The following is a 22358-nucleotide window of genomic DNA, read 5'->3' on the forward strand; positions in this document are numbered from 1 at the left end:
TAAGTTATTCAAACTTATTCAAGTCAACATTGAGATTATAAAGATTCAAATCTGCTTTGTGAGGATTATTGACAACTATTTCTCCTTTTTCAGTCAAGCTGAACAAAGCACCTTCTTCTTCTTTTCCAAGAATTGGACTTTCAACAAGTTCTTCATTGTGAATACCAACGGCAACTCCGCCAATACCATCACGTAATAACTCAACCGCACGAGCGCCCATACGAGAAGCAAGAACGCGGTCACGAACCGTTGGAGAACCTCCACGTTGAATATGCCCAAGAACAGAAACACGCAAATCTGAACGATCTCCTGCTTCTTTCAGTTTCTCAGCAAATTCAGCGCCTGACATAACACCTTCGGCGAGGATAATGATATGGTGATTACGTCCATTTTCATATCCTTCTTGAATATTTTTCACAACATCTTCAAACTTGAAGTCTTTTTCAGGAATGATGATTTCGTCAGCTCCTGAAGCGATACCTGACCAAAGAGCAATGTCTCCTGCGCCACGTCCCATGACTTCAACGATAAATGTACGATGGTGTGAAGTAGATGTATCACGAATTTTATCAACAGCTTCAACAACAGTTGTTACAGCTGTATCAAATCCAATCGTATAGTCTGTTCCAACGATATCATTGTCAATCGTTCCTGGAAGACCAACTGCAGGATAGCCATGTTCTGTCAAACGCATAGCGCCATGGTAAGAACCATCTCCACCAATGACAACAACACCCTCTATTCCTTTTTTCTTTAATTGTTCGATACCTTTAAGTTGCCCTTCAAGTTCAGCGAACTCAGGGTAACGGGCTGAATACAAGAACGTACCACCACGTCTTACTGTATCACCAACTGCTTTGAAGTCAAGTGGGAAAATATCTCCCGCAACCATACCTGCATAGCCATGGTTGATACCGTAAACCTCAATACCTTCGGCAACAGCTTTTTTAAAGACAGCGCGGATCGCTGCGTTCATTCCTGGGGCATCACCGCCAGAAGTTAAAACCGCAATGCGTTTCATTAAAAATCTTCCTCCAATATATTGATACTCTCGCTTTAAAATCAATCTCACAGTGCCTATTCTCAGCTGATAATAACTGCAAATTTTCCTGCTTTTATCAATCTTTATAGCCAAAGCTCTTTTTTTATTTCATGTTTATTATATCACGTATTCTAAAAAAAATCTCCTTTGAAACAGCGTAAATCGTTTTCATCTGATTTTTTCTTTTTTATGAAAAAGTCTGAATAAAATAAAAGAACGTGAAGTCCTATTTTTGGCTCACATTCTTTTATTTTTTATTATGATTATGCTTCAAAACGTTTTTCGCCATCTAAGTAAGTTGCTACAAGTTCTAAATGTTCATCTAGGACGATGAAATCTGCATCAAGTCCTGTTTTGATTTGTCCGCAGACATTGTCAATATGGACAGACTTGGCAGGTGTGAGTGAGGTCATCATGACAGCCTGTTCTGGCGTTGCAATTCCCCAATTTACAACATTCTTCATCGCATCTTTGAGACGTAAAATCGAGGCTGCAAGATTGCCTGTAGGGAGCCAAGCGGCGCCGTCACGGACTTCTACTGTGTATTCACCTAAGGTATAGCTGCCGTCTTGTAAACCAGCGGCGCGCATACTATCGGTAATCATCACTACATGGTCGGCACCTTTTGCTTTGATGACAATCTGAGCGGCTTCTGGACGGACATGATAGCCATCACAAATCAGTTCAGCGTAAGTATTTGGTGTATTGAGCGCAGCGCCGACCATTCCTGGCTCACGATGGTTCAAGCCACTCATTCCATTGTAAGTATGTACCCACATCGTAGCGCCTGCTTCTACACCTGCCACGGCTTGATTGTAGGTTGCATTTGAATGTCCGAGGGCGATGACAACTCCTGATTCTGTAGCTTTGCGGATAAAGTCTTCTGAACCTTCGCGTTCTGGTGCTATCGCGAGTTTTTTGAGTAAGCCATGCGCTGCTTCTTGCCAGTCTTCTAATTCCCACATTTTGGCATCACGCATATATTTTGGATTTTGGGCGCCTTTATGTTCTTCGGTGAAAAATGGTCCTTCAAAGAAAATGCCACGAATTTTTGCACCGCGAGCTTCTTGATGATGTTCGCTAATAACCGCGCAGATTTGCTGAAGTTGCTCGTGATCTGCCGTAAGTGGACTTGGAAGCCAACTTGTTACACCTGCTGAGAGTAAGCCTTCACTCATCGTTCCCATAATTCCTTCGACATCTGCATCTTGTACATCTGCTCCACCAAAACCGTGAATGTGCGTTTCAACAAGTCCTGGGGCAATCGATCGCCCTGTATAATCCAGAATATTAGCTTTTTCAGGTTTTTCTGCTTGCCAATCGCCGAATTTTCCCTCGTCTGTGATGGCAAGATAGCCTCCTTTTTTTGTCTCATAAGGATAGAAAAATTGGTCTGCTTTGATGTAATATGTCATTTGTTTTCTCCTGTTCTTTTTTTTATTTATTTTAGCATTTTATTGGAAAAAGGTCAATTATTCTGTATATACCAATTTATTTTTTTGACAGAACTGTCAAAAATATTTTTGTATGAAAAAAGCCGTCAAATGACGACTTTTACTTGTTATCTGAAAGTTGTAAGAGTTTTTGTTTGATTTCATCTTCCATTTTTGCAAGTTCAACTTCTCCTTGTTGACGTTTTTGTCGTCCTTCTGACTGAATACGCAAGGTTTCTTGAATGGTATCGACGAGATTTTGCTGTGTAAGTTTGAGGGTTTCAACATCAATCAAACCACGTTCATTTTCTTGTGCTGCTTCAATTGTTGAGTTTTTCAACATTTCTGAATTTTTCTTGAGTAAATCATTCGTTGTTTCGGATACAATTCTTTGTGAAGTTAACGCATCTTTTTGCTTGAGCAAAGTCAAAGCAATCGCGACTTGATTTTTCCAAAGTGGAATAGCCGTGTTGATAGAGGTTTGGATTTTTTCAGCTAATTCTTGGTTTGTATTTTGAATAAGACGAATTTGCGGTGCTTGTTGGATGGTCAACTGGCGTGCCAATCGTAAATCGTGCGCTCGTTTTTCTAATCTATTTTTGTAGGATTCTAAATCATTGACTTTTTGTACAGCAAGCGCATTATCTGTTGAATTTTGTGCTTCCAAACGTGCTTGTGGCAAAACGTCATTGTTCAACTCGTCAACTTTTAGTTCTGCACCAGCAATATAGACGTTTAAGGCTTTGAAATAGTTCAGATTTTCATCATAAAGCTTATCAAGCATTTCATTGTCTTGCAAAAGCCCTTGTTGTTCATTGTTGAGTTTTGCAGAAATTTTGTCAATGCCAGCGCCAATTTTTTGGTATTTTTGAGTGACTTCAAAAATTGATTTTTTGACTTTTCCAAACATTTTTTGGAAAACGCCTTTATTGTCTGTCGTCAACTCTGCTGGATTTGCTTGTTGGAGATTGTACATCAAATCCGTCAGGCTACCACCAACTTCTCCCAAATCTTGTGCTTGTACTTTATTTAGAACACTTTGTGAAAATGCTGAAATCTTATCTTGCGCTTTGGCACCATAAGTAATCACAGATTGTGAACTATTTTCATCAAGCTGTTGCGAAAGACCGCGCGCCGTTTCTAAATCTTCAGCGTTTAAAGTATCAACTGCTCGCAAACCAGCATTTTGACGCATTTCTACGATTTCAGCTTTTTGAGTTTCTTTCAAATGTTGCTCTGTTTGGACTTCATTATCTCCATTGATGAGTTCGTCTAAGACTGGATTTGCCATCGTTTTTCCTTCTACTTTTCTTATATTATTTTATCAAAATCAATCAAAAGTGACTTCGTGTTTGATGATATTGACATCGTCCATCAAAATCTCATGATAATTTTTTGAGATATGACTAGATAAAGTTTTTATCAAAAGTAAAGTTTCATCTAAATCACGTTCAATATCTTCTGTTTTGACAGATTGTTTTTTCATTTCTAAATACTTATCTGTTAACTTTACCATATTTGGCAAATCTTTGTAGAGAAAATCGTTTTGTTTCGTGAGTTCTTGCGGATTTTGTACGATATATTTGAAAGTATGTTTACTTGCATCAAGTCCACCTGTAACTGACTCAACAACTTGCAAATCATCGTTTTTCTTGAGATTTTTTTCCCAAGTCTCAATATTTGATTTTGCTTCTGCTAAATTTTCACGGAAAATTTTGATATCACTGTCAGAAAGTCCAGCATCATGATAACGTTCAATATTTTCTTTTTTGTTGATATTTTTGTCTTTATATGTTTCACCGCTTTTGTTTTCTCGGTGCATGACAGTGACACCAACAATAATTTTGATAACTAGAACAACAAAAATTATCCCTAAAATGAGATTAACAAATCCCAAATGCCCCCCCGTATGGTTCATCATGTACATGTTCATATTCTTTCCTCCAACTTGCGTCCTGTTATCGCAAGTTTCTAAAATCAAATTCGCAACCTTTATCAGGCTATACCTCTATTTTATCACAAAATTTTAGAGCTAAATCATACTTTGGTATGATTTTTTATACAAGATAAAAAAGCCTGACATTCATCAGACTTTCATTTTTTATGTTATTACTTTTTTTAGCGTTCAATAGCCCCATGAACGAAGAATTGTCTGCACAACACCACTATTTATCGTACCGACAAGTTCTGGTCCCTTAAAGTAAGCACCGCTCGATACCGTTACAAATTTTTGACCATCATACATTGACCAGTCTGCCTTATATACTGAATTTCCATTTTGTAGTAAATATTGCAAACCATCTGTCTCACTATAATAAACAGCAAGAACTCTCACTTTCATCAAGCTACTCGTGTCCATTATCGCGTTTGCCCCTGCTAACAAACTCTCTGGCAATGCGTGTCCAGCGTGAAATCCTTGCCAAGCAATCGCACCATATTTCCAGCCTGCATGAACCAGACCATTTTGCTCTGTCTGACTCACAGTATAATTATGTGCACCAGAATAAGCATTCGGATTGTAAGCGACATAGACATTTACATTTCCCGCTGAATAAAAGACAGCTTTCGCATTATTATCCCATCTCCAACCAAGCTGAGCAAGCACTTCTGCCTCTCCATGACTTTTTGTATAATAGTGGTCACCTCCTTGCACATTTGGATTGTACAAACGATACACAGGTGTACCCGTTGTGGGTGCGTCCCATCCTGCTCCTTCAAAATGCCAACCAGCCTTCAAAAGTGAATTGGTTTCAGCACTACTTCCAGTATAAAAGTGTTCTCCCGTATTGGCATTATAAAGACGGCTAATTGGAATGCCTGACACTTTCGTCGCAGCATTCGCTGAAAAATATCCCGTACTTAGTAAAATACCTGCAACAATCAGTGATAGAATTTTAAAATGTTTAAACATAAGATTTTCTCCTAAAAAAGCTCATTTTATTTATTCCTACGACTATTATAACATTTTGTTACTCAAAAAAACATCTATTCCAGCTCATACTCTCTAATATTTAAAGCTTTTTTAGTCTTTTACATACTTTGGTATGATTTTTATTTTGCATTATGTTAAAATGAAAATAGGATAAGAATTTGATTTTATATTTCTTATATAATCATAAAAATAAAGGGGACTCATATGAATCCACAAAAAATTGCTGTACTCGGTCCTGGTTCTTGGGGAACTGCGTTGTCTCAGGTGCTCAATGACAATGGTCATGATGTTCGTATTTGGGGAAATAATCCTGAACAAATTGCAGAAATCAATGAAAAACACACTAATACACGTTATTTCAAAGAAGTTGTTCTTGACGAGAAAATCAAAGCTTATGATGATTTGGAAGATGCTTTAGCAAATGTTAACGCTATTTTATTTGTTGTTCCAACAAAAGTGACACGTTTGGTGGCAAAACAAGTGGCGCAAGTTTTAAAACATAAAGTTCATGTTTTGCACGCTTCAAAAGGCTTGGAACAAGGAACGCATGAGCGTATTTCATGTATCTTGGAAGAGGAAATCCCTGCAGAATATCGTGATGAAATCGTTGTTGTTTCTGGCCCTTCTCATGCTGAGGAGACAATTGTTCGTGATATTACATTGATCTCTGCTGCTTCTAACAATCATGATGAAGCAAAGTATGCGCAGCAGCTTCTGAGTAACGACTATTTCCGACTTTATAGTAATACTGATGTGATTGGTGTTGAAACTGCTGGCGCTTTGAAAAATATCATTGCTGTCGGTGCTGGCGCTTTGCATGGTTTGGGATTTGGCGACAATGCAAAAGCGGCGATTATTACGCGTGGTTTAACTGAAATCACACGACTTGGTGTCGCAATGGGAGCAAAACCTTTGACTTACAGTGGTTTATCTGGTGTTGGTGATTTGATTGTTACTGGAACTTCTGTTCATTCTCGAAATTGGCGAGCTGGAGATGCTCTAGGGCGTGGCGAAAAACTCGAAGATGTTGAGCGGAATATGGGAATGATTATTGAAGGTGTTTCTACAACGAAAGTTGCTTATGAACTTGCACAACAGCTTCACATTGATATGCCAATCACAGAAACGATTTATAAAGTTCTTTATGAAGGAATGGATGCGCGTGCAGGAATTCTTGATATCATGCGTCGTGAAACACGTGAGGAGAATGAATTTTCTAACTAATCTTGCAAGTTTTTTTGACTTGTGCTACAATTTGTATGCGTTATTATGAATAAGGAGAGTGTTATGGATACAGATGAAAAAAAGAAAGTACGCAAAGCGGTTATTCCTGCTGCGGGTTTAGGAACACGTTTTTTGCCTGCTACTAAAGCGATTGCTAAGGAAATGTTACCAATCGTTGATAAACCAACTATTCAGTTTATCGTTGAGGAAGCATTAAAATCAGGGATTGAGGATATTTTGATTGTCACTGGAAAGGCAAAACGTCCAATCGAAGACCATTTTGATTCAAATATTGAATTGGAACAAAACCTGAAAGAAAAAGGGAAAACAGATCTTTTAAAATTGGTTGAGGAAACAACGGATATCAATTTGCATTTCATTCGTCAGAGCCACCCAAATGGTTTGGGTCATGCGGTTTTGCAGGCAAAAGCTTTTGTTGGTGATGAACCTTTTGTGGTCATGCTGGGCGATGATTTGATGGATATTATGGATAAAAAATGTGTGCCATTAACTAAGCAACTGATTGATGATTATGAAAAAACGCACGCTTCAACGATTGCCGTGATGAAGGTTCCTCATGAAGATGTAGATAAATATGGTGTGATTAATCCTGAGGGCGAAGTTTCTAAAGGATTATATAATGTTGCACAATTTGTTGAAAAACCTGCTGTTGAAGATGCGCCGTCTGATTTGGCAATTATTGGTCGTTACTTGTTGACACCTGAGATTTTTGGAATTTTGGAACATCAAACACCTGGTGCGGGCAATGAAATTCAGCTGACGGATGCGATTGAAACTTTGAATAAAACGCAACGTGTGTTTGCTCATGAATTTACTGGGAAACGTTACGATGTCGGTGATAAATTTGGCTTTATGGAAACATCTATTGAGTATGGTTTGCAACACCCACAGATTAAAGATAATCTACGTAAGTATATCATTGAAAAAGCTAAGGAACTTTCTGAAAATAAAAAATAAGTTACTCTTAAAGAATAGCTTATTTTTTATAATGTCTTTCTATTCTCTTCTGCCTTTTTAGCTTCCAATTCTGCTTTAACAGTCTCTAATTCTGTTGCCATCGCTATTGTTTTCTCGTGTTCCTTTTCTTTTCGGCGTTTTAAAAGAATGAAAATAAGTATCAACAAAGCAAGAATAACAAAGATAACTCCAACAATTAACCATAAGAAAGAAAAATGTTCTGATTTGATAGAAACGTCTGTCGCATTCAAATGGCTTGCACTTTGAGGACTAATTATAAAATTCTTATCAAAGTGCCATTTATAGACATAATGCTGAGGTTTTCCATCCGCATCTTTCCCATAAATATAATCTCCATTTGCAGATTTCAGACTATATACATCTGCCTCATAATGATAAGTTCCCGCTTGAAATTTTTTACCATTCAAAGACATTGGAAGACTAAAGTTAGAGTTGGGCGCCATACTCATCATTTCTTTTTGAAGACTGTAGAGTACCGTTGAGCTATTATTTTTGGTTACTTTGGCATCTACTACCATATTTCTCAAAAAAGTAGCTGCAGAATTTTCAAAATTAGCATAAACAGCATTACGCGAATTGGCTTGACTTGCTGTCACGTTATTCATATTTAGTATAGGAGCTAAATTTTTAGTGTTTTGTTGCATTAACAAGGCTATAACAAATCGATATTGGTTATTAATAGTGACGCCCTTTGTTTTTGATGCTTGACTTGGTGAGGCTACTTCTTCTTTAAAAGTTAACCCACCTGCCATAATACCATCAAAATTATTCTTGGGCATTTGGACTTCTACTGAAATGTTTTGCTTACTTTGAGGAGAAAGAAGAATTTTTTTAGGTGCTTTCACATAATCACTCAAATTATATTTCAAACTTTTATCTGCTTTGATGTCATTCGGACTGTATTCAACAACTCCATTTACATTTGTTGTGCTGCTTGCTATGCCAATATTAACAGTTACTTCTTTGTTCGTGCTATTAGCCACTACAAGTTGAAGTGTCTGTTTTTGTCCTGCTTTTAGTGATAAATTAAAATAAGAGAGTCCCTCTTGAATTTGATTACTTGGAATAACTGGAGTTACCGAAAAATTAAATTCATTTGCTGCTACTTTTTTTGTCCCTAAACATACCGTAAAGACTAGAATAAATATAAAAACTATCTTTTTTATTTTGCCCATCATGTATTCCTTTTTTATGTTATTTTCTCATTTCACCAAAGAACCTTTACTTCAAAGATTCTTTGCTCAAATGAGTATTTCGCATCATCATAATAATAGAAAAGCGTCAGTCAGCATAGACTGACGTTTCCTTATTTTTTTATTTAAGTGGTTGGAGCTAAGACAAGTGTCCATGTCAAAGTCCCTTCAAAAGTTGTATCCACTTTTTGTGTTGTTATCGGTGTATTCAGCCAAAAACCTTGTTTTCCTGTCCAACCATTAGAAATATTGGTTACACCACTTACTGGATTTTCTTGATTAAATATACCTACTTGATTATTTGATAGTATTATATCATTTGTTCCATCATTGTAAATCAAATCCCCATCAAAAGAAATACCACCACTCATTGGATTTCCTTGTAAATCTACTTCTTGTATTGGTGATGTTTGTGCAACATATAGTGTCCAATCCGTCAGATAATCTGTTGTTCGACTATCTGTCACTTGCAAAGTTTTGTCAAGTTTTCCTGATAATTTTTGAGTGAGAGAGCTTACATTGTTTGTTCCAAAATCTATGGTATCCGGTGTTTGCAATGTCAAAGTCCCTTTATCTAATAAATAAACGGTAAAGTTTGCTCCACTTTCATAATTTGGACAAGCTGTTTGTGCTTGAGACATCGTATCATATGATTTTCCATCTGGTCCTGTAACAGCTTTTACAACTGTATTTTCTGACAATATCTTTTCAACATCACTTGAAAGCTCTGCTCCTATACCTTCGCCTGTTAAGCCCGTATAAGAAAGAGAGGACGGAAGAGCGATACTTTGACTTTCGTCATATAAGGCAAAATTTACATGAACGGTACTATCCTCAGGTGCTAAAGTAACCAGAAAAAGATTATCTGTCTGCGCCATTGTCGGATAACTGCTCAAAGCACCCGCAATATCATTATTTTGTTGATTATTGGGTGTCATGACACTTTCAATCGTATAACCTGCTGGAATTAAAGTGGACAAATCAGGATTAGTAATTGTTGCTCCAAGGTTTCCTTCTTGTATAAGACTTTGAGGAATAGCGGGTGTATTTTGTGCATCTGTCGTATATTGAAAGGCAAATGTTGTTGTTGCCTCTTGATTAACTGTTATAGTAAAATTACTACTCACAGTACTCATTATTGGATTGGCAGTAACTGCTGCTGCAATCGTGGGATAGGACTGATTATCTGGTCCTACAACATTTGCAATACTCGATAAGGCATAACCACTCGGCCAAACAATCATATCTGAAGGGTCAACAATCGTCGTTACGTTTATAGAACCAGATTGTGAAATATCATTTAGTCCACTAATAGAGTTTCCAAAAACATTTTGAAAATGAAAAGTTGTAACGGCAGGAAGCGCTGCTTGTTTATAGATGATTGTCAATTGATTATTAGAAGCGTTAGACGTGACCGTTGTGTCATTGGCGCTTATTGCTTGATAACCTGCTATACTTGCTGGGTCATAACTCCAAGCATCTTCCATTGCATTAGGAGATAAACCATTGATACCAATTGTTGCTCCAACATTTGCTCCAAGAGTTGTAGACGGTTTGACAGTATTACCTTCCTCGTCTTGATAGTTGATTGTCAAGCTTGACGTTGGTGTTGTAAAACTATAAGCATTCATCGTCACAGAGGTCGTCAACGGCATTCCCGTATAATTGTTAGGACTGGATGTGCTATTATTGAGCCAAGTTCCTGTTCCAATGGCGACTGCATTATAAAGAGTCCGAGAAAATGCAAGTGAGTATGTTTGACCTACAAGTTGTGCTGGAATTGTTGTGGTAAAGCTTGGTAAAAAAGTACTTCCATTTGCAGGTTGAGTATTAGTTGTTCCAGAATAGACGGTATAATTTCCATCACTCGTTATAGGGAGGACTGTTGTATAACTACTGTTGGTATAGCGCGTGACTGTCAATGCTCGGGTACTTGCCGTATAGCTTAACTTGTAATAAGCATTTGTAAAGTCAGCTGGTGCTGTAGTGGCAGTAAATGCTCCCATATGTGTATAAATACTCGCAGCAGAACTCCAAGTGAATGTCGAACCAGCACTTGTTGGATTTGTCATCGTAATAGATGTATTATTGTATGTACTAAGCGCACCTGAGCTATTTGTATAAATCAATCCCATATTTGAACCTTTAGCAAATATACCGAAAGAATTATTCAAGCCATTAATTGGCAAATTTTGCAAATAACTTGGATAATTTGCTTGTACTGTTGCTCCCGCTCCCTTGAGAGGATAATTGACAGCTTCACCATTCATATAGCTCTCAAGGTCCATTGGTGCTAGGGGAGTAAACATCAGCCCTGTACCAGAATTGGCATAGGCATTTCCTCCAGCAATACTATACGACATACTAAAGTTTGATTTCCAATCTATAGAAGATGCTAAAATTTCTGCTCCTCCACCATAAGTTGGTTGCGTGGATGTATTGATATCATTAATCGATGAATTGATTGTATAACCTGCTGGATTATCTGTCGTTGCTAAAATTGCTGTATTGCCAGAAAAGCTTGGTTTTTGTTGCTTTAATCCCCAAACACTTCCTGTAGAATATGCAATATTTCCTGTTGTATATTCATTAGTCTTTCCAGCATTAAAGATATAATTCGTTGAAGCGCTAAGAAAACCTCCATTATAACCGTTATCATTTCCAATTGTGCCATAATCTGGGGTGTTTCCTGTATTTGCAGTATTTGCCGTTTGATTTCCCGGCGTATCTATACTTGTTCCTACATTATCTTTTGTATCAGCAATAACATTTGAGATAGAGAGTATTCCAAGTGTGGGCAACAAGGTGCTTACTAAAAGTAAGGTTGTTGCACAACAATTATTCAGTTTTTTTAGTAAGTTTTTTTGTTTTGTCATCTTGTGTACCTTTAAAGTTGGATAAGTAAGGCAAGTTGTATTTTTGCCCTCCACATATATTTTTATAAGTCAGGAGTACTTGAGAGTGTCCATGTAAGATTGGTGGTATAAGTATCTGCTGCTTTTACTGTAGAACCCGGTACACTCAAAGTTATCGGACTTTTACTTCCAGTTGAAGTATAAGTGCCATCATAGTCACTCGATGCACCATATTCTACAACAGATGTTCCCATTCCTCTCCCTTGGGTTGCATTCATGACAAGTTGTTCATTGGCACCTGTAGTCTCTCCCAATGTGTAGCTTGATACGGCTGTCGGAGTGATACTCGTTGCTAGATTATTTGCTGCGCCACTATTGAAAGTTAATTCTGCTCCTGTTAGAACATCTCCTGCTTTTGTTGATGAAGCATCAGCACCTTGACGGCGGAATTGTCCATCCCAATTTACATAAAGACTCCAACCTGCAAATGTTCCACGATTATCAGAAACTTGTACGTAGTCGGGAACATAACTAAGACTATTGTCTGCATTTTTTAATCCTTGAGCTGCTGCATAATAAGTTTTATCAGAGCTTGAAATATCTTGTGTCCCAAAAGTCAATGATGATGCAAAATCAATCGAGAGAGGACCGTTTGTTCCAGGTTGTGGGTCTGTACCATCTGGATTTGATGGAAGTACAGGATTTGATGGGTCTGGATTTTCCGGATTTACTGGTGGTGTTGTTGTATCACTTGACTGAAATTTAACCGTGCCTGTGGAACCATATGTTCCAGCTGGGGTTGAGTCATTGATTTCTGCGTGTGCGAGAGGTGCAAGAGCTGTCGTGAATGTGAGAGCTGTAAGTAGAGCTGAGCTGATTGTGATTGTTTTTTTCATTTTTTTCCTTTCCTAGAAAAAATAATGTGCTAATATCAATAAAATAGAAATGATATTTTGTTTTTCTTACTTTTTAAAGTTAATAAAGCAAGTGCGGCTAAGAGTGAAAGGATGCCAAACTGTTCAAAACTGGAAGGTGTTTGTCCTGTCTTGGGTAATAATTTTTTTGAGTTTGAAATTCTTTCATGTGAATTGGAGAGTGAAACATTTTTTTCTTGATTTTTTGTTGTGAGCGATTCGTCCGTATCATCATTTTGTGAATTTTGGGGTGGGTTTACTGGTTCGTATTTACCAACAAATCCAATGCTTCCATGAGATATTTCTCCTGATACTTCGGCATCTGCTCGAACTGGAGGAGCTACGATAAAAAATAGAGCGAATACAATGAAAGCTTTTTTCATCTGCGTCTTCCTTTCTATTAAGTTTTTATTAAAAATGAAAATTGTTTTCATTTTGTGAAAAATAAGAACTGTTCTCATTCTCCACACAATATATTTTAGCACGTCATGAAAGCTATTACAAGACATTTGTAGTTAAAAGAGTACATTGTTAGATAAAAGTAATTTGTGAGAATATTAATGTTTTTTTATATTATCTATCTGATAATCATTTTGATTGCCTATATATATGAAAAATTTCGCAAAATATGCTATGATGATAATAATGAAATTTCTTAGAGATATAAGAATTAAGCCTTTCGATTTTGTGGTTGTTGTTGTGCTTTTTCTGGCTTCTTTTTCTGTGCTGGCTTTTTTGCCAAGTCAGAAAGCTGGTGCGATGGCGCAACTTCGGGTACATGGTAAAGTGGTTCGCGATTTTGATTTGAATAAAAATCAGATTTGGACTTATCGAGCAAAAGATGGCGATTATAATAAAATTGAAGTGAGAAATGGCAAAATTGCGGTGATTAAGGCGAATTGTCGGGACCAGATTGATGTGAAGCAGGGTTTTATTTCTAAGGTTGGTCAAACAATCGTGTGCTTGCCACATAGCTTAGTCATTCAGGTGATGAGCGGACATAAAAATAATGAGGTGGATTACAACGCATGAATGTGAAAGAATATGTGTATGTCTCGCTTTTGACTGCTGTTGCTGTTGTCATGGGGATTTTTGAGAGTTGGTTGCCACCGTTTTTTGCTTTTGCTCCGGGGGCGAAGATTGGACTGGCAAATTTAGTGATGCTGATTGCGATTTTTACGTTGAATTGGCGAAAAGTTTGGGCAATGGAGATTTTACGCTTGCTGATTACGGCACTTTTTACAGGTTTTTCTGTTTTTATTTATTCGGCAGCGGGCGGAATTTTATCTCTTTTGATGATGTATGTGATGAAACGCTTTGGTCCAAAGTTAGTTTCATTGATTGGTGTTTCGATTGTTGGGGGATTTTTCCATAATCTTGGGCAACTTGCGGTAGCAGCGCTTCTTGCGAAAGCGACTTCGGTCATGCTTTATTTGCCTTGGTTGGCATTTTTCGGTATGCTCGCTGGTTTTGCGATTGGGATTGGGGGAAATCAGCTGATTACACGGATTAAACCAATTCACGATTTATTTATTAAAGAAAGTAAACAATGGACGTAAAAAAGATGATTTGGGCGGATGTGCCAGAACTCGATAAAAATTTGAAAAAAGTACAGCATCTGATGAAAAGTCAGATTACTGTGAAAAATAATGAGATAAAATCAGCAATTTTTGATATTTTTGATGCAGGTGGTAAAATGTTGCGTCCTGCTTATTTGTTGCTGTTTGCTGGTTTTACTCGTCTTTCTGAGAATGAAAAAATTGCGCTAGCGGCAAGTGTTGAAATGTTACATACGGCGACGTTGATTCATGATGATGTGATTGACAAGGCGGATACAAGACGCGGTGTGGCAACTTTGTCGGCGCGCTATGGTTCAGAAATTGCGGTTTATGCTGGGGATTATTTGTTTGTTGCGGTTTTTAAATTGCTCTCAAAACATACGGTTGAGTTGAAAAATTTGACGAAAAATCTGGGTTCAATTGAGCGACTTCTCGGTGGTGAGTTGGGGCAGCTGAACAAGCATTTTGACTTAGAGCAGACACTTGATGATTACATTGAAAATATTTCTGGGAAAACGGGCGAACTTTTTGCGATGGCTTCAAGTGTAGCGCTTCTTGTGGACAATCACCCACGATTGGCGAACAGTGCCTATAAGATTGGAATGGCGATTGGGATTGCTTTTCAAATCATGGACGATTATCTGGATTATGCAAGTGATGCGGAAATTTTGGGAAAACCTGTGCTGGAAGATGTACGTCAGGGAATTTATTCCGCACCAGTACTCTTTGCTTTGCAGGAAAATCGAGAATTGGTAAGCGAAATGCTTTTGACAGAGCGTTTTGATGATTTTTACAGTTTTGTCAAAAATTCTGAGGCTTTGACAGAGACGAAAAAGCTGGCAAAATCCTATACTGATACGGCTTTAAGCTTAATTGACAAATTACCAAAGGGTGAAAATAGAGAAATGATTTCTGAGATTACCCGACAACTTTTGGAGCGAACTTTATGACAGCTGAGGAATTTTACAAGGAGCTTGCGAGCTTTAATATTTTTTTAACAGACTTGCAAAAAGCTCAATTTGAGCGCTATTTTGAGCTGTTGGTTGACTGGAATGAAAAGATAAATTTGACAGCCATTACGGAGAAATCTGAGGTTTATTTGAAACATTTTTACGATTCTGTGGCGCCGATTTTGTATGGTTGTGTTTTTGATAGTTCTGTCAAAATTCTTGATATCGGCGCCGGTGCTGGTTTTCCGAGTTTGCCAATGAAAATTTTATTTCCGGATTTGCAGGTGACAATTATTGACTCGCTCAACAAGCGAATTATTTTTTTGACAGAACTGTCAAAAATGTTGGGGCTGGAAAATGTGACACTTTTGCATGGACGGGCGGAAGATTTTGGTCAAAATCCACTTTATCGTGAACAATTTGACCTCGTAACGGCACGTGCTGTGGCACGACTTTCTGTTTTATCTGAATTGACACTTCCATTCTTGAAAAAAAATGGACAACTTCTCTCACTCAAAGCCAGTCAATTTGAGGAAGAATTGTCAGATGCAAAACGGGCGATTGCTGTGCTCGGGGCAAAATTCGACCGCGAAATTGCTTACGAATTGCCAAATGGCGACGAGCGACACATCGCCGTCATCACAAAGAAAAAAGAAACACCAAAAAAATACCCGCGAAAAGCGGGTACACCGAATAAACAACCAATTCATTAAAAACGATTTAAAAATCGTTTTTTTATTTGCCATTTTTTTGTCAGATTGGAAACAAGGACAGAAATCGAATAAATGTTCGATATAATCTGGAAAGCAGATTGTACTACTTCTTTTATCACAGCCTTCATATCACAGTGAATCTAAAAGTTTTCTTTTTTAAATCAAAAAGAACTCTTTAAAAAGCACAAACAAAAACCGTAAAGTGATATTTACGGTTTTTGTATTATTTTTCAAATCAAGTGGCTAAAATTAAATGCCTTCAAATTCTTTACGTCTACGTAAACTGAGTGTAAGGATTCCAAGAAGTGTAGCTCCAGCAATCAAAGCAAATCCTGCTTCTATTGCTTCATTATTACTTTCAGAATCTCCAGTAACAGGTAAATTTGTACTTACTTTACTAACATTGGAATTTGCTGGTACATAGTACAGAAGTGCACTCTTAGAAGCATCTCCCCCAAAAGTAGCCGGAGTGTTTAAAGAAACATTAGTTTTACCACGGTTGTTACTTAAATCAGTAGCTCCAGTTGCGCCTGTGGCACCCTTGATGTTACCAATCTTATTCCAGTTTGAACCATCCCATTGGTAGATGTCGAAAGTATCGCTGTCAAGATAAATCTCACCTACGTCTTTACCTATTTTGGCTTATAATTCAACTCTATTTTAAATGATAGACTTTAAAATTTGATTTTCTCTTCTCTCAATTTTTCCATCTAAGTAACTGTTACTTTGATTTAACCATAATAAAACTCCCCATATTTCTGGATTTTAATCCAAGTTATGGGGAGCATTATAATCTTACTTTTTATAAATCATTGTTAATTTCATTGTTCTCTGATTAAGATGAAAAAGATAACCATTAATTTTAATAAGCGTTTCTGTGTTTTTAGACATTTCTATTCTTCCTTTCACAAAATTGTAAATCTCATTTTGCGAAAAGTGTATTCCTCTAAAACAGTTAACTCATGACAAAACCTACATTCTTATCCTAACACTAATAACATAACTTGTCAAATTAAATTGTAAATATAATTAAGATGGTTCTATCATTTCTTTAAAGATAGTGATGTCTTGCTTAAATACGTGTTGACTAAACTGTTTACTTAGTATTTTGCTAACATTTCGATAAGCAAGAGAAGGTGTATTCGGAACGACATAATGGTAAACTCCATGTTCTTGATAGATGGGATGACTGATAGACATCGTATGATTTCCTTGGATGGCGTTTCCTGCATCCGCCGCAATATCAATAATGAAAGTCCCTTTTTTGAGTTTACTCTGCTCTATCAAAGAAATTATAGGTTCTCCATTATCTCCTACTTCTATACCATTGATAATAACATCATAATCCGCCATTGTTTCCTTAAACAATGGTAATGTTCGGCGATAAAACATTCGTAGATTTGAAGAAAACTTTGAAACTGCCTGAAAAGCTCCCTGAGAAACATTCCCTGAGCCCAAGACTGCAATGTGCGTAGTATCATCAGGAATAATACCAAAATTTTGAAAAGCGTGGAATGTACCCGAAAGTCCTGCAAAAAAGCTATTTCTAAAAAGCATATCTCTAGGAATATTTTTAGCAGGAAAATTCTTATTTTTGTAAAATACTTGTGGAGATTGACTATCTAAATCAACAACAATTAAATTTTTAGGATAAGCTTGTGTTTTCATGAAAGATTTTCCTGAACCGTAGGGATGAATCCAGCCAATAATCATCTGCCCTGGTCGAATAAAATCATAATCAGCTGGCTGAATCAGCTTTAACGAAAAAATACCTTCAGAATGTTCATAGACTTCTTTCCTTGATACAATCTGACAGCCTGCTTTTTCATAATCACTGTCAGGAATATCCAACTGTTTTCCAAAGCCCGATTCAATATACAACTTATTTTCAAAGTTTTTAATGTCCTCAGGTAGCAACGCAACACGTTTTTCATCTGGAAAATCAGATTTAACGAATCCTAAAATCATTTTGATAATCCTCCTTTTTTATTTGGGATATAGTACCAAACATTAACATAATGAAAGGCTTTCCCTTCCTTGTTATAACACTTTTCCAACTATAAGGCAAATTCACCCTTGAAATAGTTGAGTTTGTCGTTTATAGAATAAAAATAAAACACCCCGAAGGGCGAAATATCTCCAAAAATAAATATATGTTGAACGACATTAATTTATGTCTAATTATTTAACATTCCCCCATTTTACATTCCCATATTTCAAAAAATAAGGTGCTCCTCCATAAGAGGGATAATTCACATGATAAATAATTGTTTCTCCTGCTTTAATTGGCTCAGCATTCGTTAAGATATCAGGTGTTGTGCTATCACCATTGCTGAGTTCGTTTCCATACTTATCTGAAAATGAAAACAAGTCATACATACTTTGAAAGTCGAGTGCTCGTTTTTTTGAAGCAGTTATTTTGATAGAGACATTTTCAGTCGCTCCAAATTTATCAGCTTTCCCTTGGGTAATTGATAGAACACCTACTTTATATCCCTTATTAAAGGTCACCATTGTTCCCAATTTTACCGTGGTCTTACCAGCTGCATGAGGATGTGCGTCAAATAAAGGACTAACAGCACTACTTGCAGGTATCTTTACAAATCCTTGCCTAGTCCCGCCTAATTCATAGCCAAAATGTCCTGCAACGAGTTCAATAGCTCCTACCATTATTAGACTTATTACAAGGATAAAAAAAATAAAAATTACGGAAATACGTCCTGAATGCGTTTTCCCAGTTCTTGATTTTTTATGTTTTTTACTAATAATAATCGGATTATCTACCTGTTTATTACTCATTTATGCCTTCTCACTTTTTCATATTCAAGCAAAATGATACTTGCTTATATCAAAATTATATCAAAATAATACTTTTTTGTTAATAAATGAAACTTTTATAAATTTATTTCTCTTTGCCTATTATAAAAAAATAATCTGCAATAATTTTGCGGATTATTTTTTTACTCATTAAGTCACAATATAATGTGCTTTCTTTTATTTCCTTTGCCATTCATTTTTGATGTTTTGATAGGCGATAACTGGATTTTCTGCCTGTGTAATCGGACGTCCGACAACAATGTAGTCAGAGCCAATTTCTCGTGCGGCGCTTGGTGTCATGACGCGTTTTTGGTCGCCAACGGCACTTCCAGCTGGACGTATGCCTGGTGTTAAGCAGATAAAGTCTTGATTGGTCGCTGATTTGATGAGCGCCACTTCTTGTGCACTACAGACGACACCGTCAAGTCCCGCTTCAGCCGTCAGCTGTGCATAATGAACAACGGATTCTTGCAAACTCGTCTGGATATTTTGGTCACGCTGCATGATTGCTTCGCTCGTTGAGGTAAGTTGGGTCACGGCAATCAACTTCGGAACTGCTTTTCCTGCGGGAGTTCCCATAGTAAGTCCTTCACGCGCGGCTGCCATCATCTCGCGTCCACCTGCTGCATGCACATTTGTCATGTCAACACCCAGATCTGCCAGCACTTTCATCGCTGACTGGACAGTATTTGGAATGTCGTGAAGTTTCAGGTCAAGGAAAACACTATGTCCTTGTGCTTTGACGTATTCAACAACGGCAGGTCCTGCACTATAATACAACTCCATTCCGATTTTTACATAGAGTTTTTCATTTTCGTCAAATTTGGCAAGAAAATTTTTGACATCATCAAAGGTCGGAAAATCAAGTGCGATGATTGGTCTAGGTTCATAAGTCATATAAATCTCCTTTATTTTTAACATTCATTTTCGTTTTCGCGAGGCTTTCAAAAAGCCTCCTTTTGCTGTAATATCTGATTTGACAGACTTGTAAATCCGTTCTTTGCCTGCACCGAAGTACTCTAAGCTGTCAAAATTCCCCCAGTCAATGTTATCATTTTTGACAAGACTGTCAGAAATATAGCGCTCGGTAATTTTGACAAAAAGGTGCTTCACACCGTCTATTTCGAGGATTTTGTCAATCTTGCCAATGATGCTCAGCAAGCCATTTTCAAGGATTGGCACATCGTCAATCTCTGTCAAAATCGCCCCCTGCTCTGTCAAATTTGACAGCTTTGTCCGACGGCTCACAAGCCCCGCAATATCAGACAAAAGTCCGTCATTTTCTGACAAATAATTGATAGACAGTTTCGTCCCTTCTGTCAGCTCTGACGCCGTTTGTCCGTCTGCGCCAATTCCCATGACAAGTCGGTCATTCAGCATGTAAGACGAGCTGTAAGTCGTCGCGAGGATTTCGCCCGTTTTTGACAGCTTTGTCAAAGCAATAAATACTGGAAATCCTGCGTAAAACATTGGGCTGTCAAATTTTATTTTCGTCATTTTCTACCTCATTTACTTTCTTTAGTAAATCCATAAATATAGCAGTCTCCATCAATCCCATCCCAGTTTTTCAGCAATCCTTCACGCTGAAAACCACATTTTTCCAAGAGCTTTTGCGAGGGCAGATTTTCAGGATTGACATAAGCGCTCAATCGTGCCAAGCGCCATTCTACAAAAGCTCTTTGCAAAAACGCCTGTAAAATCCGTGTTCCAAAGCCCTGCTGTCGCACTTCAGGTGCAATGATATAATCAATCTCTGCTCGTTGGAATCGCGTATCATAGCGTTTCAGCGAAATAAATCCCAGAAAATGCACGCCGTCAAAAGCCAGATAACGCACGCCGATTTTTTCTGTCCGCCAATTCAAATTTTCCGCAATCACGTCAGCAACTTCCTGTTCCGATTGTGACGGCGCACGTCCAAAATAGCGCATGGAACTTTTATCCTGATAAAGTCTGTAAAGCAGTGCCACATCTGCTTCTGTAATCTCCCGTAAATCAATTTTCCTCATTTTTTATCCCCATAAATTTTTGACAGTTCTGTCAAAAATTTTTCTAGCCTATTTAGACTTCAATTTTTTTGACAATTCTGTCAAAAATCATTATTCACTAAAAAGTAACTGACGAAGTGCCGTCACATCTTCCGCAATCCAGTCGGCACCTGCATTTTCAAGTTCCTTGCATCCACCAAATCCGTACAGCACACCAATCGTTGCCAAACCATTTTCCTGCGCTCCCAAAACATCAAATTTTCGGTCGCCAACCATCAGTGCACGAGCAGGCGAAATTCTGCAAGAGCACAGCGCATAAGCAATCACATCCGCTTTTTGGCTGCGTGATTCATTCAACGTCGCACCTGCCACAAAGTCGAAAAAGTCTGCAATCTGCAAATATTTCAAAATTTCAATTGCAAATGTTTCAGGCTTTGACGTCGCCACAATCAAGGATTTCCCAGCATTTTTTAAGTCAGAAAGAAGTTCAAAAATCCCGTCATAAAGCTGATTTTCGTACATTCCTTTCCGAGAAAAATAGTCCCGATAATAGCCAATCGCAAGCGCAGTTTTCTCCTCTGAAAATCTATAAAATTCCCGAAAAGAATCCGCCAAAGGAGGTCCAATAAATTTCAATAAGTCCTGGCGTTCCGCAGAAATATCAAACTTTGCAAGCGCAAACAACAACGCATTCACAATTCCCTCGCTAGGCTCCGTCAGCGTCCCGTCCAAATCAAACAAAATCGTGTCAAATTCCATTTTCCGCCCCTTCTTATCTTCAAATTTTTTGACAGAATTGTCAAAAAACTTTCTCATCTTATTTTAGCAAAAAAGCGGTCACAAAACCACTTTTGATAGACAGCCGCCCTTTTATTTTAAGCCAGATTCAGTTTTCTCAACCAATGTGTAGCTCCCATTATTTTGCCGCACAAATTCAAGTTGCACAAAACGACTAGAATCACTTTTACCATAGCCAAGAATCAGTTGTCCATCCTCAGAAAATCCCGGCATTGCTGTATTTACTGTCGGATATTTTGCCAGCACATCTGTAATGTTTGTTCCCTTAGCTCCTTTTGTCGCCCCATAATAATCATCCGCAAACAGCGCATCATAATCCGCCTTGCTAAAGGTAAACGCCGCATTTTCATTCGTTTTGACCGTTTTGTCAATAAAATCTTGCGCCTCTGTTTTCCATTTATTCTCCGCTGCCTTGCTTGACGAAGATTCCGTCTTTGCTTTTTTCGCCGCCTGATTGTTTTTACCAAAACTTGGGTCTAAAAAATCATAATATTGTGCATGACGCGTATTTTTATCAGACTTATCTTTCGTGATTGTGATGGTCTGATTATCCTTTGAAATCCTGCCTTCGCCCAACACTTCCCCCGGCTTAAAACCATATTTTTTATCGTATTTATTGCCCCATTTGATGGTAATCTTGTCGCCAGACATTGTATAATCAAAATTTCCCGTCAAGGTAACCGTTCCATTTCCCGTCGGAAGCTCCGTTTGATAAATCAACCAATCTTTCCCCTTTTCAAAATCCAAAGTTGTATCCGTTTTTGAACCGTAAAATTCGCCTGATAATTCATGATGCGCCGTTTTTGCCTTACTACTACATGCTGTCAACGTTGCTACAGACAACAATAAGACTGTAAAAGTTAAAAATTTTTTCATCGTTTTCTCCTACCATATTGAATCTTCCTGTCAAGGAAGACTCTTTTATACTAGCATAAAAGAATTTT

Annotated in this window: 22 protein-coding genes; 6 read left to right on the forward strand and 16 right to left on the reverse strand. The window is 37.7% G+C overall.

Annotation, left to right across the window (positions count from 1 at the left end):
• Positions 1–4: 4 nt before the first annotated feature.
• The 5 genes from pfkA to KJS36_RS05275 all read right to left on the reverse strand — a co-directional run bounded on the left by pfkA (position 5) and on the right by KJS36_RS05275 (position 5386).
• Positions 5–1021, reverse strand: a complete 1017-nt coding sequence (pfkA, locus tag KJS36_RS05255) for a 6-phosphofructokinase (protein WP_213535040.1) — start codon at positions 1019–1021, stop codon at positions 5–7.
• A 284-nt stretch (positions 1022–1305) separates the two neighbouring features.
• Positions 1306–2457 carry an N-acetylglucosamine-6-phosphate deacetylase gene (nagA, locus tag KJS36_RS05260; RefSeq protein WP_213535043.1) on the reverse strand — a complete coding sequence of 384 codons (1152 nt, stop codon included), beginning with the start codon at positions 2455–2457 and terminating at the stop codon, positions 1306–1308.
• A gap of 139 nt (positions 2458–2596) precedes the next feature.
• Positions 2597–3766, reverse strand: coding sequence for a toxic anion resistance protein (locus KJS36_RS05265; RefSeq protein ID WP_213535044.1), 1170 nt, complete (start codon positions 3764–3766; stop codon positions 2597–2599).
• Positions 3767–3805: 39 nt separating this feature from the next.
• Entirely contained in the window at positions 3806–4408 is a 603-nt protein-coding gene (locus tag KJS36_RS05270; protein ID WP_213535045.1) for a 5-bromo-4-chloroindolyl phosphate hydrolysis family protein, read from the reverse strand.
• A gap of 192 nt (positions 4409–4600) precedes the next feature.
• Positions 4601–5386: a hypothetical protein gene (locus tag KJS36_RS05275; protein ID WP_213535046.1), complete on the reverse strand. Its 786-nt coding sequence runs from the start codon at positions 5384–5386 to the stop codon at positions 4601–4603.
• 225 nt (positions 5387–5611) lie between these two features.
• On the opposite strand from KJS36_RS05275, the gene KJS36_RS05280 reads away from it, so the two are divergent.
• Positions 5612–6631 (forward strand): NAD(P)H-dependent glycerol-3-phosphate dehydrogenase, encoded by a 1020-nt coding sequence (locus tag KJS36_RS05280; protein ID WP_213535047.1) that lies wholly within the window; start codon positions 5612–5614, stop codon positions 6629–6631.
• 63 nt (positions 6632–6694) lie between these two features.
• Positions 6695–7609 (forward strand): UTP--glucose-1-phosphate uridylyltransferase GalU, encoded by a 915-nt coding sequence (gene galU / locus KJS36_RS05285; protein WP_213535048.1) that lies wholly within the window; start codon positions 6695–6697, stop codon positions 7607–7609.
• A 26-nt stretch (positions 7610–7635) separates the two neighbouring features.
• Here the strand turns inward: galU and KJS36_RS05290 are convergent, their stop codons facing one another.
• From KJS36_RS05290 to KJS36_RS05305, 4 genes are all read right to left on the reverse strand, one after another.
• The gene (locus KJS36_RS05290) at positions 7636–8805 is read right to left on the reverse strand and encodes a WxLIP family cell surface protein (protein ID WP_213535049.1); all 1170 of its coding nucleotides are present in this window, start codon (positions 8803–8805) and stop codon (positions 7636–7638) included.
• A gap of 143 nt (positions 8806–8948) precedes the next feature.
• On the reverse strand, positions 8949–11699 hold the full coding sequence (locus tag KJS36_RS05295) for a MucBP domain-containing protein (RefSeq protein WP_213535050.1): 2751 nt from the start codon (positions 11697–11699) through the stop codon (positions 8949–8951).
• 62 nt (positions 11700–11761) lie between these two features.
• Entirely contained in the window at positions 11762–12574 is an 813-nt protein-coding gene (locus KJS36_RS05300; protein WP_213535052.1) for a WxL domain-containing protein, read from the reverse strand.
• A 35-nt stretch (positions 12575–12609) separates the two neighbouring features.
• Positions 12610–12975 (reverse strand): EF2685/EF0750 family sortase-dependent surface protein, encoded by a 366-nt coding sequence (locus KJS36_RS05305; RefSeq protein WP_213535054.1) that lies wholly within the window; start codon positions 12973–12975, stop codon positions 12610–12612.
• Positions 12976–13237: 262 nt separating this feature from the next.
• Between KJS36_RS05305 and KJS36_RS05310 the strand changes: the two genes are divergently transcribed.
• The 4 genes from KJS36_RS05310 to rsmG are packed head-to-tail and all read left to right on the forward strand — an operon-like array spanning position 13238 to position 15814.
• Positions 13238–13624, forward strand: coding sequence for a NusG domain II-containing protein (locus tag KJS36_RS05310; RefSeq protein WP_244842710.1), 387 nt, complete (start codon positions 13238–13240; stop codon positions 13622–13624).
• A complete protein-coding gene (locus KJS36_RS05315; RefSeq protein ID WP_213535056.1) occupies positions 13621–14151 on the forward strand; it encodes a Gx transporter family protein in 531 nt (176 codons plus the stop codon). Before KJS36_RS05310 ends, KJS36_RS05315 begins: the two co-directional genes overlap by 4 nt.
• Positions 14142–15101 (forward strand): polyprenyl synthetase family protein, encoded by a 960-nt coding sequence (locus tag KJS36_RS05320; protein WP_213535058.1) that lies wholly within the window; start codon positions 14142–14144, stop codon positions 15099–15101. The genes KJS36_RS05315 and KJS36_RS05320 overlap by 10 nt, the downstream gene beginning before the upstream one ends.
• On the forward strand, positions 15098–15814 hold the full coding sequence (gene rsmG, locus KJS36_RS05325) for a 16S rRNA (guanine(527)-N(7))-methyltransferase RsmG (RefSeq protein WP_213535060.1): 717 nt from the start codon (positions 15098–15100) through the stop codon (positions 15812–15814). The genes KJS36_RS05320 and rsmG overlap by 4 nt, the downstream gene beginning before the upstream one ends.
• Before the next feature lie 1029 nt (positions 15815–16843).
• Here rsmG and KJS36_RS05330 read toward each other — a convergent pair.
• From KJS36_RS05330 to KJS36_RS05360, 7 genes are all read right to left on the reverse strand, one after another.
• Positions 16844–17782: a Rossmann-fold NAD(P)-binding domain-containing protein gene (locus tag KJS36_RS05330; RefSeq protein ID WP_213535062.1), complete on the reverse strand. Its 939-nt coding sequence runs from the start codon at positions 17780–17782 to the stop codon at positions 16844–16846.
• Positions 17783–17995: 213 nt separating this feature from the next.
• A complete protein-coding gene (locus KJS36_RS05335) occupies positions 17996–18613 on the reverse strand; it encodes a hypothetical protein (RefSeq protein WP_213535064.1) in 618 nt (205 codons plus the stop codon).
• 195 nt (positions 18614–18808) lie between these two features.
• Positions 18809–19528 (reverse strand): orotidine-5'-phosphate decarboxylase, encoded by a 720-nt coding sequence (gene pyrF / locus KJS36_RS05340; protein WP_244842718.1) that lies wholly within the window; start codon positions 19526–19528, stop codon positions 18809–18811.
• 24 nt (positions 19529–19552) lie between these two features.
• Positions 19553–20128, reverse strand: a complete 576-nt coding sequence (locus tag KJS36_RS05345; protein WP_213535069.1) for a hypothetical protein — start codon at positions 20126–20128, stop codon at positions 19553–19555.
• Positions 20129–20136: 8 nt separating this feature from the next.
• Positions 20137–20637, reverse strand: a complete 501-nt coding sequence (locus KJS36_RS05350; protein WP_213535071.1) for a GNAT family N-acetyltransferase — start codon at positions 20635–20637, stop codon at positions 20137–20139.
• Positions 20638–20727: 90 nt separating this feature from the next.
• A complete protein-coding gene (locus tag KJS36_RS05355; RefSeq protein WP_213535622.1) occupies positions 20728–21375 on the reverse strand; it encodes an HAD hydrolase-like protein in 648 nt (215 codons plus the stop codon).
• Between the two features lie 111 nt (positions 21376–21486).
• A complete protein-coding gene (locus tag KJS36_RS05360; RefSeq protein ID WP_213535073.1) occupies positions 21487–22290 on the reverse strand; it encodes a hypothetical protein in 804 nt (267 codons plus the stop codon).
• Positions 22291–22358 lie beyond the last annotated feature (68 nt).

The sequence above is a fragment of the Lactococcus nasutitermitis genome, assembly GCF_018403765.1.
GTDB lineage: Bacteria > Bacillota > Bacilli > Lactobacillales > Streptococcaceae > Lactococcus > Lactococcus nasutitermitis.

Bases quoted from the DNA above. Each gene is read 5' to 3' on its own strand.
- nagA (WP_213535043.1), bottom strand. From the start codon at position 2,457: ATGACATATTACATCAAAGCAGACCAATTTTTCTATCCTTATGAGACA.
- KJS36_RS05315 (WP_213535056.1), top strand. From the start codon at position 13,621: ATGAATGTGAAAGAATATGTGTATGTCTCGCTTTTGACTGCTGTTGCT.
- galU (WP_213535048.1), top strand. From the start codon at position 6,695: ATGGATACAGATGAAAAAAAGAAAGTACGCAAAGCGGTTATTCCTGCT.
- KJS36_RS05320 (WP_213535058.1), top strand. From the start codon at position 14,142: ATGGACGTAAAAAAGATGATTTGGGCGGATGTGCCAGAACTCGATAAA.
- KJS36_RS05360 (WP_213535073.1), bottom strand. From the start codon at position 22,290: ATGAAAAAATTTTTAACTTTTACAGTCTTATTGTTGTCTGTAGCAACG.
- KJS36_RS05295 (WP_213535050.1), bottom strand. From the start codon at position 11,699: ATGACAAAACAAAAAAACTTACTAAAAAAACTGAATAATTGTTGTGCA.
- KJS36_RS05345 (WP_213535069.1), bottom strand. From the start codon at position 20,128: ATGACGAAAATAAAATTTGACAGCCCAATGTTTTACGCAGGATTTCCA.
- KJS36_RS05275 (WP_213535046.1), bottom strand. From the start codon at position 5,386: ATGTTTAAACATTTTAAAATTCTATCACTGATTGTTGCAGGTATTTTA.
- KJS36_RS05350 (WP_213535071.1), bottom strand. From the start codon at position 20,637: ATGAGGAAAATTGATTTACGGGAGATTACAGAAGCAGATGTGGCACTG.
- KJS36_RS05355 (WP_213535622.1), bottom strand. From the start codon at position 21,375: ATGGAATTTGACACGATTTTGTTTGATTTGGACGGGACGCTGACGGAG.
- KJS36_RS05310 (WP_244842710.1), top strand. From the start codon at position 13,238: ATGAAATTTCTTAGAGATATAAGAATTAAGCCTTTCGATTTTGTGGTT.
- KJS36_RS05300 (WP_213535052.1), bottom strand. From the start codon at position 12,574: ATGAAAAAAACAATCACAATCAGCTCAGCTCTACTTACAGCTCTCACA.
- KJS36_RS05265 (WP_213535044.1), bottom strand. From the start codon at position 3,766: ATGGCAAATCCAGTCTTAGACGAACTCATCAATGGAGATAATGAAGTC.
- KJS36_RS05330 (WP_213535062.1), bottom strand. From the start codon at position 17,782: ATGATTTTAGGATTCGTTAAATCTGATTTTCCAGATGAAAAACGTGTT.
- pyrF (WP_244842718.1), bottom strand. From the start codon at position 19,528: ATGACTTATGAACCTAGACCAATCATCGCACTTGATTTTCCGACCTTT.
- KJS36_RS05290 (WP_213535049.1), bottom strand. From the start codon at position 8,805: ATGGGCAAAATAAAAAAGATAGTTTTTATATTTATTCTAGTCTTTACG.
- KJS36_RS05305 (WP_213535054.1), bottom strand. From the start codon at position 12,975: ATGAAAAAAGCTTTCATTGTATTCGCTCTATTTTTTATCGTAGCTCCT.
- KJS36_RS05270 (WP_213535045.1), bottom strand. From the start codon at position 4,408: ATGAACATGTACATGATGAACCATACGGGGGGGCATTTGGGATTTGTT.
- pfkA (WP_213535040.1), bottom strand. From the start codon at position 1,021: ATGAAACGCATTGCGGTTTTAACTTCTGGCGGTGATGCCCCAGGAATG.
- KJS36_RS05280 (WP_213535047.1), top strand. From the start codon at position 5,612: ATGAATCCACAAAAAATTGCTGTACTCGGTCCTGGTTCTTGGGGAACT.
- KJS36_RS05335 (WP_213535064.1), bottom strand. From the start codon at position 18,613: ATGAGTAATAAACAGGTAGATAATCCGATTATTATTAGTAAAAAACAT.
- rsmG (WP_213535060.1), top strand. From the start codon at position 15,098: ATGACAGCTGAGGAATTTTACAAGGAGCTTGCGAGCTTTAATATTTTT.